The organism is Arthrobacter sp. LjRoot14 (genome assembly GCF_964253905.1).
GTDB lineage: Bacteria > Actinomycetota > Actinomycetes > Actinomycetales > Micrococcaceae > Arthrobacter.
This window is the reverse complement of sequence record NZ_CAXURL020000001.1, coordinates 2219916-2231720: the sequence shown is the minus strand read 5'-3', so window position 1 is coordinate 2231720 and position 11805 is coordinate 2219916. Positions and strand designations below refer to the sequence as shown.

Genomic DNA, 11805 nt, shown 5'->3' with positions numbered 1-11805 from the left:
CTCACGGCTGAGGGCCGGACTGTGCCGCTGATGCCACGGCCAAGTTCAGGGCGGTGACATTGACCGATGGCTGGCCCAGGAACGCCTCCAGACCGCCGCTGGTATGCCTCGCCACAAGAGCCCTGACCGCCTCGGGGCTCAGCCCGTGGGCCGCGGCGACACGGGGTATCTGGACCCGGGCATAGTCCGGCGAGATGTCCGGGTCCAGGCCCGAGGCGCTCGCTGTCACGGCGTCCGCGGGCACGTCCGCTTCGCTGATGCCTTCGGATCCGGCGACGGCGGAGCGGTTGGCCTTGACGGCGTCGAGGAGTTTGGAATCATTGGGCCCAAGGTTGCTGGCGGATGACGATGCCGGGTCCCACTTCACGGCGGAAGGCCGGGCGTGGAACCAGCGCAGATCCTGCGCGCCGGCGTCGTCGGCGGCTGACTGGGCGATTAGGGCGGACGCTGCGGGGGCCCCGCCGTCGTCTTTGAGGATGGAGCCGTTGGCCTGGTACGGGGCAACCACTTGCGCGGCGCCAAAGACGGCCAGGGGGTAGGCGACGCCGAGGACGAGGGTGGCCAGGAACAGGAAGCGCAGGGCGGTTCCGGCCTGGCGGAGGTAGCCGGTGAGAGCGTTCATGGGATGTTCCTAGCCGATTCCGGGGATGAGGGCGATGATCAGGTCGATGAGTTTGATGCCGATGAACGGGGCGACGAGGCCGCCGAGCCCGTAGACCAGCAGGTTCCGGCCAAGCGCCTGGTTGGCCGAAACGGCACGGTACTTGACCCCGCGGAGCGCGAGCGGCACCAGGGCGATGATGATCAGCGCGTTGAAGATCACCGCCGACAGGATGGCCGAGGCCGGTGTGGCCAGCGCCATGATGTTCAACAGCCCGAGTCCGGGGAAAGCTGCGGTGAAGAGTGCTGGAACGATGGCGAAGTATTTGGCGACGTCGTTCGCGACCGAGAATGTGGTCAACGCTCCGCGGGTGATGAGCAGTTGCTTGCCGATCCCGACGATGTTGATCAGCTTAGTGGGGTCGGAGTCGAGGTCCACCATGTTCGCGGCGTCCTTCGCCGCCGGGGTGCCGGAGTTCATCGCGACGCCGACGTCCGCCGCAGCCAGGGCGGGGGCGTCGTTGGTGCCGTCCCCGGTCATGGCCACGAGCCGGCCGGCGGCCTGCTCTTTCTTGATGACTGCGAGTTTGTCCTCCGGGGTGGCTTCGGCCAGGAAGTCATCGACGCCGGCCTCGGCCGCGATCGCCTTCGCAGTGATGGGGTTGTCGCCGGTGATCATCACCGTTCTGATGCCCATCTTGCGCAGCTCGGCGAACCGGGCGTGCATGCCGGGTTTGACGACGTCGGCGAGATGGATGGTGCCCAGGATGTCCGCGACGCCGTCCTTTCCGACCTTGGCGACCAGCAGCGGTGTTCCGCCCTGGGCCGAGATTTCTTTGACCCGGTTCTCTACCTCGGCCGGGGTGTGTCCGCCTAGCTCTGCGACGAATGCCCCCACCGTGGAGGCGGCGCCTTTGCGGATCTGCAGCCCGTCAAGATCCAGCCCGCTCATGCGGGTGCTGGCACTGAACGGAACCACCGCAAACTCGCCGGAACTGTGTTCCAGGGCGGCCAGATCCGGACCTGTCATTCCTTTGTCGGCGGCGAGGTCCACGATGGAGCGCCCCTCGGGGGTGTCGTCGGCCAGGCTGCAGACCCGGGCCGCCTCGATCAGATCGGTGCGCTCCACGTGGTTGGCGGGGTAGAAGTTGACGGCGCGGCGGTTGCCGTAGGTGATGGTGCCGGTCTTATCCAGCAGCAGCGTGGTGATGTCCCCGGCGGTTTCCACGGCACGGCCCGAGGTGGCCAGCACATTGTGCTGGACCAGCCGGTCCATGCCGGCGATGCCGATCGCCGGCACCAGCGCGCCGATGGTGGTGGGGATCAGGCAGACCAGCAGCGCCACCAGCACGATCGGCGACGGTGTGGCTCCGGCGAGGGACGCGAACGGCGCCAGTGACATGGTGACGGCCAGGAACACAATGGTCAGGGACACCAGGAGCACGTGCAGTGCGATCTCGTTCGGGGTTTTCTGCCGGACTGCGCCTTCGACCAGCTTGATCATCCGGTCAATGAAGGTCTGGCCCGGTTCAGCGGTGATGCGGATGACGATCCGGTCCGAGAGGACTTTCGTGCCGCCGGTGACGGAGGACCTGTCGCCCCCGGATTCACGGATGACGGGCGCTGATTCACCGGTGATGGTGGACTCGTCGACGCTGGCCAGGCCGTCGATGATTTCGCCGTCCGAGGGGATGACGTCTCCGGCCTCGCAGATGACGGTGTCGTTGAGCCGCAGTTCCGTGCCCCGAACTTCTTTGGTGGTGCCGTCGGGCTGACGGAGTCTGGCCATGACGCCTTTCCGGCTTGCGCGGAGGCTGTCGGCCTGGGCTTTGCCCCGGCCTTCGGCGATGGATTCCGAGAGGGTCCCGAACAGCACGGTGAGCCACAGCCAGGCGGTGACGGCGGTGCTGAACACGTCCGGTTTGAGGACGGAGATGACCGTGCATAGGGCGGCCCCGACGAGGACGGTGAACATCACCGGGGAGTGGATCATCTGGCCCGGCGACAGTTTTCGGACAGCGAGGGGCAGGGCCGCTGCGACGGAGGCGAGCGTCAGTTTCGCAGGTGCCTTGGTGTGGTGTTTGTGTTCGCCGGGGGTGCCGAGGGGGTTGCCGTCGGCGTAAGTCTGGGCGGCAGTGTCCGTCCGTGACGGGGTCATTTCAAGAGTCCTTCTGCGAGGGGGCCCAGGGCAAGGGCGGGGAAGTAGCTGAGGGCGGTCAGGATGACTGTCACGCCCAGCAGCAGCGAACCAAACAGCGCGCCGTGCGTGGGGACGGTACCGGCGGAGGCAGGAACCTTGGCCTGCCGGGCGAGGGATCCGGCAAGGGCCAAAACCAGCACAATCGGCAGGAACCGGCCCAGCAGCATGGCCAGGCCCATCATGACCGAGAGGAACGGCCCGGAGGTGGTGATGCCGCCGAACGCGGAGCCGTTGTTATTTGCCCCGGAAGTGAAGGCATAGAGCACCTCGCTGAACTGGTGCGGTCCGGTGGCGGGTGCGTTGGCCATGATGTCCGGCAGCAGGACGGTAATGCCGGCCAGGGCCAGAACCAGGGTCGGGGTGACGAGGATGTACAGGGCGGCGAGCTTCATTTGCTTCGGCCCGATCTTCTTGCCCAGGTACTCCGGTGTGCGCCCGACCATGAGTCCGGCGATGAAGACTGCGATGATGGACAGGATGAGCATGCCGTAGAGCCCGGACCCGGTGCCACCCGGGGCGACCTCGCCAAGCATCATGTTCACCATCGCAAGGCCACCGGCCAGCGGCGGCAGGGAGTCGTGGGCGACGTTGACGGCGCCGGTTGAGGTGAGCGTGGTGGACGCGGCGAAGATCGCGCTCGTTGCTGCGCCGAAGCGTTGCTCGAATCCTTCGCCCAGACCGCCCGTGGCCGCGGTGGCGGTGCCCTGGGCTGTGGCAACGGCCCATCCCATCAACGAAACCGAAGCCAGCCACAAGGCGCCCATCACGGCGGCCACCGTGTAGCCCTGCTTACGGTCCCCCACCATCCGGCCGTACGCGTACGGCAGCGCGGAGGGGATCAGCAGGAGCAGGAAGACCTGGAACAGGCTGATGAAAACATTGGGGTTCTCCAACGGGTGCGCGGAGTTGGCGTTGAAGTACCCGCCGCCATTGGTGCCCAGGATCTTGATCGCCTCCTGCGAGGCGACCGGGCCGCCGGGGATCGTCTGGCTGATGCCCGTTGCCTGGTTGGTGACGTCGGTGGACCAGAAGTTCTGGACCACCCCGCCGATCACCAGCACGACGGCGGCGGCTGCTGCCAGCGGGAGCAGGACGCGGAAGCTTGTCCGGGCCAGGTCCACCCAGAAGTTGCCGAGCCTGTCAGTCCGGGTGCGGGCGATGCCCCGGATCAGGGCGACGGCCACGACGATGCCGACGGCGGCGGATAGGAAGTTCTGCACTGCCAGCAGGGACATCTGCACGAAGATTCCGACGGTCGTTTCGGGGACGTAGGTCTGCCAGTTGGTGTTCGTAACGAAGGATATGGCAGTGTTCATCGCCACCCACGGATCAACCCCCGGCAGTGAACCGGCACCCGGGAGAACACCTTGGAGCCGCTGGAGGCCGAACACGGCCAGAATGGAGACGGCGGAGAAGGCCAGGACGCTGCGGAGGTACACGGGCCAGGTCTGTTCGGTGCCGGCGTCGACTCCGGCGAGCCGGTAGAACAGCCGCTCCGGGCGTGTCGACGTCGTGTCCTCAAAAACGCGGGCGAGATAGAGGCCCAGCGGTTTATGGGCGGCCGCCAGGGCCAGGATCAGGACGGCGATCTGGGTGAGGAAGGATGCGGTGTTGAACGTCACCTGGTACTCACCACTTTTCCGGGTGGATCAGCACTGCGAGAAGGTAACCGAACAAAGCCACGCCAGAGATGAGCAGGACCAGCCACATGATCGCGTCGAGGCTCATTGCCCGCCCTCCGGCCTGTCATCGGCTCCGCCGACCATTCCGGCCAGGACGTGGCCGATCCACATGACGAACCCCATGGACACCATGAGGATTCCGATAACAGCCAGGTCGGCCATTGCAGGTTCCTTTCATCCGCGCCCCGTTTGCGGGGCTACTGACAGTCAACTCCCCCGGCGGAGACAGAATGAGGTTCCTGATGTTTTCTTAACGCGCTCTCAGCGGATCTTGACGCCGTCTTAACGCGCCGGCCTGCAGCGGCAGTCAGCCTACGTGGACCCAAGGCCGTTTGGTGACGTCCGGTTCGGCTTCGCGGAGCACTTCGCGGGTCACCGGAGCGATTTCACCTTCACCCAGGAACAGGAACTTCAGCAGGTTAGTGACCGGATTGCCCTCGGTCCAGCGGAAGTAGATGTGCGGCATCAGGCCCGTCACGTCCCTGATATGCAGCAGCACCGAAGCGATCGTGTTCGGTACCACCGGTCCGTGGACCTCCAGAATCTGGTACCCGTGCCGGGTCACGCCGCGCACTTCCAGTGCTGTCTCAAAATCGGAGGAATCGTCCACTACCACTTCCAGGAACAGCGCCTGGTAATCAACAGGAATGTGGCTGACTTCGATCGCAGAGGTCAGCTTGTCCCTGTAGGCCTCCGGGCTCAGCCGGAGCGGTTCGTGGGCGATGAGCGCGATCGGGCCGGAAAGGTTTGAGGACATGAATTCCAACGCCTGCCGGTCCAGATGAACGTGGGTGGCGTGGAGTTCAAAGGACCGCCGGACCCGGGAGAGCAGCGAGATCACGATGATGCCGGCGATGAAGAACGAGGCGATCCGGATACCTTCGGGCCGTTCAAAGATGTTGGCCACCGTCGTGTAAATGAACACCACGGCGATGACACCGAACCCGAGGGTGCGTTTGCGCTGTTGCCGGCGCCTTGCCGACAGGGTCACGGCAACCGCTGCAGAGGTCATCAGCACCAGCACGCCGGTGGCGTATGCGCCGCCCTGGGCATCGACATCGGCGTCGAACAGCCAGGTGACCAGGAACCCGACGGCAGTGAACACGAGCACCAGCGGCCGCACAGCCCGTGCCCACCCGGGGGCCATACCGTAGCGGGGCAAATACCGCGGGACCAGATTCAGCAGGCCCGCCATCGCGGAAGCGCCCGCAAACCAGAGAATCGCAATGGTGCTCATGTCATACACGGTCCCGAAACCCGGGCCAAGGTATTCGTGGGCCAGGAAAGCCAGGGCGCGGCCGTTGGCCTGGCCTCCGGGCTGGAATTCCTGCTCCGGGATCAGGATCACGGTCGTGAAGCTGGTGGTGATCAGGAAAGCACTCATGATGACGGCCGCGGTGGACAGGAGCCGTCGGGTCCCCTCGATCCGGCCGACCGGCCTATTTTCGGTATCCCCGGGCCGGCCCTTGATCTGCGGCATCACGGCCACCCCGGTCTCGAAACCGGACAGGCCCAGCGCCAGCTTCGGGAAGACCAGCAGCGCAATCCCGACCACCATGAACGGATTCCCGTGCGAGGTGGTCAGTGCCTGCCACCAGCCGCCCACGGCAACGGGGTGAGTAAACGCTTCAAAGATGGTGGTGATCACCACCACGACATTCAGTCCCAGGTAGATGCCGACCAGGACGACCGCCACACCGATGGCCTCCTTGAAGCCGCGCAGGAAGACGGCGCCCAGCAGGGCGAGCAGGAACAGCGTGACCGGCCCATTTTGTCCCTGCATCCAACCCGGAACGAAAGGGTTTTGGATCGCATGGGCCGTGGCATCGGCTGCCGAGAGCGTCATAGTGATCATGAAGTCAGTCGCTGCGAACCCCAACAACACCAGAACCAGCAGTTTCCCGCCCCAGCGCGGCAGCAACCTCTCCAGCATGGCGATGGACCCCTCGCCCCGGTGGCTCTCCCCCGCAACCCGACGGTACACGGGCAGGGCACCCAGCAGGGTGACCGCAACCAGCACCATGGTCGCCAGCGGTGAGATCACGCCCGCCGCCAGGGCCGCGATGGCCGGCTGATAACCCAGGGTGGAGAAATAATCCACACCCGTCAGGCACATCACCTGCCACCACGGATGTTTCTTCAAGTGCGAATCGCCAACCGCGCCGGGCCCCTGGTGGACCCCCTTGGCGTCCACCAGGCCGAACAGCAACCATCGCCTGAAGTTGTCCCCGGCTCCCGGCCGTGCGGCCTGAGGATCCGCTGGCGGCCTGCTCATCGTGGTCATAGCGGCCTTCCTTGCGATGCGCGCCATCGCGTCCAATGCCGACGATAACACCGGCCCCGCGCGGCGCTCCCGGCCCCGGGACAATCTTGACGGATCCTTAACGCCGCAACGACCCGCGGTTCCCGCCTGACTCGCCGCGGGTGAGGGAACAGGCACTACTGAGGCGGAGGCGGAACTTCAATGTAAAGGTTGAATCCGGCGGTCGCCGGCAGGTACCAGTGCCTGCGGTGCCGCAACGGCCGGTAGACGTGACCGAACGGGTCCTTCACGTGGACATGTTCCGGCAGGTCCCGACGCGCGAGCCGGCGATCAACTTCCACCAGACCGGCCGGTTGCGTCCGCGGCAGCCTGGTACCGCTGGAACAACGCCAGTACTACCTCCGCGACGACGTCGTCACGGCAAATTTCGCCCCCTCGACCCTGGAAGGGGCTGCCGGAGCGGACGCCTGACCGCCACGACATTCGCCGCCAGTCCGGAACCGCAACTGGCGGAATCCCGGGTGTTGGCCCGGGCGGGGGCTAGCGTCTGACTCGAGGACCCGTACCGCGGCGCCTTGACTTACGAACTACCCGGACAATGGCCTGATGCTGAATTCATCCGAGTCCAGCAGCCGCCTGTCTCCCGTGCACGAATCGCTAATCCAAAAAGATTACTGGACTGAAGAATGCGGGCCACGCGGCCCCGATGAGCAAGCTGACCCCGGTACCACGCTTCAATCTCCAGGCCCACAGTAAGCGGCGCCCAAGAAGCAGTCAGAGCGGCGGAGGCTTCCTCAGCCAATTCGGGCTTCTGTTCAAGGCTATCCATCACAACTTAACGATGCCCGAGACACGTTTCCCTGGTCTTTCGAGAGGATGACCATCCGATGTCTGCGGGCATACCAGCCGGGGTGGGGTGCCACATTAAGGCCGCATCAGCGTGCCTCCTTGGTTTCGCCCGTCCTCGCATTCTGCACTCGCCCCTTGCCGTGTGATGAACCAGGCCGTGGACGGCTCTAGTCATTCCCGCACCCGAAGTTAACAGGAAAGGGTCTCTCATGCAGCCCCTCGACGGCGGGGAGTTCGTCGCGCACCCCGGTGGCCACCAGCACACGGCGGCTCGAAACCCTCTGGTCATCGGAGAGCAGGACCTTGAAACCGGACTGGCCGTCAGCGACAAGTTCATCAACGATGCCGCTACGGACTTCGCTGCCGTAACGCTGTACTTCGTCCCTGCCCATGGCCAGCAGCCGGGCCGGAGACATCCCGTCCCGGGACAGGAAGCCGTGCATGTGCGACGCCGGCGCGTTCCGTGGCGCCCCGGAATCGACCACCAATACTTTCCGCCGGGTGCGGGACAGTACCAGCGCGGTGGACAGGCCGGCGGCTCCGCCGCCGACGATTACCACGTCAAAATCGGGCATGACCCATCTTCTTTCCATTGGCGAAGGGTCAGGGTCACGGTGTCTGTACCTACAGCCCCGGCATGAGAGCGTTACGGACCGCGTCGATGGCCGCGTGGGCTAGGCCTGCGCCGGCCAGGTTGCCGGTACGGCGCCACGCCATTGACAGGAAGAATCCAATCAGGCTGTGCCAGACGATCACAAAGAGAATTAGGAGCGGAATGGGGAACCCGCTCGGGGAGACGGGAAAGTGCCACAGCCCCCACAGGGCGGAAATGAACAGGGCGGACTGCCGTCCGCGAGGTTCGCCGGGTTCGTGGGCGTGGGCGTCCAGGGCACCGCGGAAGGTGACTTCCTCGAGGACGAAGGTCACCGGGAGGTAGATCGCCAAGTATTTGAGGATGGTGCCGGCCGCTGCCAGCCCGTCGAGCGGAGAGCCAGTGATGATGTGGAGTCCACCCAGCCCCAGGCCCAACACGCCTGTACCGACCGCTGAGGGCACCACGGCGGAACGCAGCATCAGCTTGAATGGAATGGAACGCAGGGCGAACGCTGCGTACACGGCGCCGGCGGCGGCTACCAGCCACCAACACACCAGGGCCCACCGGGCCCCTTGTAGGAGTGCCTGCAGTCCTAAGTGCAGAGGGGTGACCATGAACGCTCCGGCGAGAGCCAGGCCGCGGCGGTCCAGCGTGAAAGCGGGAGCATCCCTGACCCACAGTTCGCGCAGCGGGCGTCTGCGGATGAGGAGCTGGAATGCAACCGTGAGCGGTACGCCCATCAACAGGTAAGTTTCGGAGTCGACCCGCAAGAGGTGTCCGAGGACTGCCCATACGGCAACGAATCCGGTCACCTCCACGAGGCGGCGCCTCTGCGACGTAGTTACAACAGTTAGGACGGAAGCCGCTTCGGGTTGAATCGGAGTACTGCTGCTCATGGTGATTCCTCCTGGGCTGTATGGGGAGACAGGATTCAGCGTGCGCTGAGAGGAGTGCCGGTGCGGACAGCTGTGACGACGTCGGTAATCGCATGGGAGGATTCTTCGGCGCCGTGCACTTCTTCGATCAGGCCCGCATGAGTGGACTCAACGTCCCTGTGCATGCAGTTGAAAGAGAGGGCTGCGAGCTTGTCCTGGGCTGCGTCCCATCCGGCTATTCCGAGGGATGATTCAGACGCAGTCAGTACAGCCAGTGGTGCCCCGTTCAGCGTGGTCAGGGCCTGCGCCTGCTGGAACACCTCAGGAATCATGGCGATCACGTCCCGCGCGTTCCTGGCGGCGCGGGCGGTGGAGGTCAGGGCCTGAACCCCGTCGGCTGCCGGGGCGGGAAGGTGCGATCCGGAGCTGAAGAGCGGACCCAAACCGATCCTTGCAAGGGTGGGTCCCATCGCCAGGCCGCGCAGCATCGCCGCGTACTGGCCAGGGTAGCTCGGGATGGCGGTCATCTGTTGGGGACTTGAACTGTCCAGCAGCACCATCCCGGAGACTTGCTCGGGGTACTTCGCTGCGAAGCTCATGGCGTAGGTCCCGCCGATAGAATGTCCGGCCAAGACGTAAGGGCCCTGTTCGCCGGCCTGGGCGAGCAGAAGTTGAAGTTCCTCGGCGGCGGTCACCCCGTCCTGGACAGAGGTGGCATCTTCGCTCCAGCCCTGCCCGGCGCGGTCGTAGGCGCACACCCGGGTGGTGCCGGCGAGTTGGTCAGTGACCCGCGCCCACGACCCCGAGAACTCCCCGAGTCCGTTGAACAGCACCACCGTGGGGCTGCCTTGGCCTCGGCAGTCAAGATGCAACTGGTGGTCTCCCACGGACACCAGCTTCCCGGTGGCCGGGTACGACTGCCGGGCATTGGTGTCGGCGATGTTGGAGGTGACAGCTCCGATGCTTGCGGCTGCCAGCACAGCAAGGACAGGTGCGATGAACCACCGGCCGCGGCCCTTCAGGGCAGCCAGCATTTTCACCGCGGACCAGGCAACGAGGGCAAGCATCACCGGCGGCCAGACCCAGTTCAGGACGGTAAGGGCGGCATCCCGCGGAGCGAACACCAAGAGTGCTAGACACATGGTTCCCATCACGGCCGCAGGAACGGTGCTCCAGCGCTGAGGCCGGGAGGTGAGCCTGGAGGTCAGCACAGCCAGCATCGCCCAGCCGAACCCGAAAGCCAGCAGCAACGAACCCGTGATGACATGCTCGGGCGCGCCCGGGACCACGACCAGGACAAGGAGGAGGGCCGCGACGCCGCCCGCCGTCAGGGAAGCGGCGACGACACGCCCAACCGGGGTGCCGTCCGGCCGCGTCTCCGCAGGCTGGGCGCCAGCAGCGTTGGTTGTCGGGGACTTGGTGTTCATGGCGGTCTCGCTTTTCGTTGGGGAGGGAACCTTGTTGTTCAAGTGTGTTTCCGACGGCCATCTGGTCGCCCCGGCAAGATGGCCGGGATCGCGAGAGTAATTCCTTCGCGTGGAGCCGGGGCCCCAAACGAAAGGGCCTCGACCGGGTTAACGGTCGAAGCCCTTTCCCGGCTCAGAAAAGCCGGGCGCTGAAGATGCGTTCGGCGGATCGCCCCTATTCGGAAACGTGGATGGCAATCTTGCCCCGAACACGGCCCGCCTCAAGCTGCCCCATGGCCTGCGGAACCTCTTCGAGTTTGTAAACCGTGTCAATGCTCGGCATCACCTGGCCCGCTTCGATAAGGGGAGCGAGTTGTTCCAGGTCGCTGGCGCGTTCCTTGGAAGCGAGCATGGCCAGGCGCTCACGCACAAAGAGCGAAAACAGTGGTGCCCGCAGGTTCCGTCCGAAGCCTCCGGTCCACTTGCCGCCCGACTCGCCGCCAACAATGATGGCCGTTCCACCGGGTGCGAGGGCCCGACGCAGCCGGGACAGCGGCGGGTTGCCTCCGATATCGAGGATCAGGTCGTAGCGCCGCGTCCCGTCGGCGAAGTCCTCCCGCGTGTAATCCAGGACGTGGTCGGCGCCCAGGGAACGCACCAGGTCAACCTTTCCGGTGCTGCAAACGCCCGTGACCTCGGCGCCATTTGACTTGGCCAGCTGGACGGCGAAGGTGCCAACGCCGCCTGAGGCGCCCAGGATGAGAACCTTTTGCCCGCGCTCCACCTTGCCGGCGTCCAAAGCCTGCAGAGCCGTGCCGGCCGAGATCGGCACTACCGCCGCCTGTTCGAATGACAAGTTGGAGGGCTTATGGGCGAGCTTTTCCTCCAGCACGGCGGCGTACTCAGCGAAGGATCCCCGGGAGATCCCGAATACTTCATCTCCCACCGAGAAGCGCGACACCTCGGATCCGACAGCGACGACGGTGCCGGCGACATCGAGCCCGGGCACCCGGTTTTTAGGTCCCCGCACGCCGAACCCGAGGATCCGGATCAGGTAGGGGCGGCCGGTCATCATATGCCATGTTCCCCGGTCCATGCCGGCCGCGTGCACGCGGACCAGCACTTCGTTCGCAGCGACCTCAGGCAGCGCGATCCGCTCCTGACGGTAGACGTCGACAGAGCCATACCTGTCCTGGACGATTGCTTTCATCGTATTGGCAGTGCCAGGCGTCTGCCCCTTGCTTGAGTTCATCTGTTCGGACATGTTCATTATGGGTCTCGCTTTCGCTAGGGAGGGAACCTTGTTCCTAGAGTTTCCTTTCTCCGCCACCCCGT

9 protein-coding genes are annotated in these 11805 nt (G+C 65.2%); all 9 read right to left on the bottom strand.

Going from position 1 to position 11805, the window contains the following annotated elements; all coding sequences use genetic code 11:
- Nucleotide 1: 1 nt before the first annotated feature.
- Entirely contained in the window at nucleotides 2–622 is a 621-nt protein-coding gene (kdpC, locus tag ACSQ12_RS09950) for a K(+)-transporting ATPase subunit C (RefSeq protein ID WP_436065272.1), read from the bottom strand.
- Nucleotides 623–631: 9 nt separating this feature from the next.
- Entirely contained in the window at nucleotides 632–2758 is a 2127-nt protein-coding gene (gene kdpB / locus ACSQ12_RS09945; RefSeq protein ID WP_436065271.1) for a potassium-transporting ATPase subunit KdpB, read from the bottom strand.
- The gene (gene kdpA, locus ACSQ12_RS09940; RefSeq protein ID WP_436065270.1) at nucleotides 2755–4422 is read right to left on the bottom strand and encodes a potassium-transporting ATPase subunit KdpA; all 1668 of its coding nucleotides are present in this window, start codon (nucleotides 4420–4422) and stop codon (nucleotides 2755–2757) included. Before kdpA ends, kdpB begins: the two co-directional genes overlap by 4 nt.
- A 7-nt stretch (nucleotides 4423–4429) precedes the next feature.
- Entirely contained in the window at nucleotides 4430–4528 is a 99-nt protein-coding gene (locus ACSQ12_RS09935; RefSeq protein ID WP_209745299.1) for a potassium-transporting ATPase subunit F, read from the bottom strand.
- 261 nt (nucleotides 4529–4789) lie between these two features.
- The gene (locus tag ACSQ12_RS09930) at nucleotides 4790–6766 is read right to left on the bottom strand and encodes an amino acid transporter (protein ID WP_436065269.1); all 1977 of its coding nucleotides are present in this window, start codon (nucleotides 6764–6766) and stop codon (nucleotides 4790–4792) included.
- Between the two features lie 995 nt (nucleotides 6767–7761).
- Complete coding sequence (locus ACSQ12_RS09925) at nucleotides 7762–8169, bottom strand: NAD(P)/FAD-dependent oxidoreductase (protein ID WP_436065268.1); 408 nt, start codon at nucleotides 8167–8169, stop codon at nucleotides 7762–7764.
- A 49-nt stretch (nucleotides 8170–8218) separates the two neighbouring features.
- Nucleotides 8219–9085, bottom strand: coding sequence for a CPBP family glutamic-type intramembrane protease (locus tag ACSQ12_RS09920; protein ID WP_436065267.1), 867 nt, complete (start codon nucleotides 9083–9085; stop codon nucleotides 8219–8221).
- 35 nt (nucleotides 9086–9120) lie between these two features.
- Nucleotides 9121–10491 (bottom strand): alpha/beta fold hydrolase, encoded by a 1371-nt coding sequence (locus ACSQ12_RS09915; protein WP_436065266.1) that lies wholly within the window; start codon nucleotides 10489–10491, stop codon nucleotides 9121–9123.
- Between the two features lie 214 nt (nucleotides 10492–10705).
- Nucleotides 10706–11740: an NAD(P)-dependent alcohol dehydrogenase gene (locus ACSQ12_RS09910; RefSeq protein ID WP_436065265.1), complete on the bottom strand. Its 1035-nt coding sequence runs from the start codon at nucleotides 11738–11740 to the stop codon at nucleotides 10706–10708.
- Between the last annotated feature and the right edge of the window lie 65 nt (nucleotides 11741–11805).

Coding starts and splice junctions, on each gene's coding strand:
- kdpC (WP_436065272.1), bottom strand. CDS start 622: ATGAACGCTCTCACCGGCTACCTCCGCCAGGCCGGAACCGCCCTGCGC.
- ACSQ12_RS09910 (WP_436065265.1), bottom strand. CDS start 11,740: ATGAACATGTCCGAACAGATGAACTCAAGCAAGGGGCAGACGCCTGGC.
- ACSQ12_RS09915 (WP_436065266.1), bottom strand. CDS start 10,491: ATGAACACCAAGTCCCCGACAACCAACGCTGCTGGCGCCCAGCCTGCG.
- ACSQ12_RS09935 (WP_209745299.1), bottom strand. CDS start 4,528: ATGAGCCTCGACGCGATCATGTGGCTGGTCCTGCTCATCTCTGGCGTG.
- kdpB (WP_436065271.1), bottom strand. CDS start 2,758: ATGACCCCGTCACGGACGGACACTGCCGCCCAGACTTACGCCGACGGC.
- ACSQ12_RS09930 (WP_436065269.1), bottom strand. CDS start 6,766: ATGACCACGATGAGCAGGCCGCCAGCGGATCCTCAGGCCGCACGGCCG.
- ACSQ12_RS09920 (WP_436065267.1), bottom strand. CDS start 9,085: ATGAGCAGCAGTACTCCGATTCAACCCGAAGCGGCTTCCGTCCTAACT.
- ACSQ12_RS09925 (WP_436065268.1), bottom strand. CDS start 8,169: ATGCCCGATTTTGACGTGGTAATCGTCGGCGGCGGAGCCGCCGGCCTG.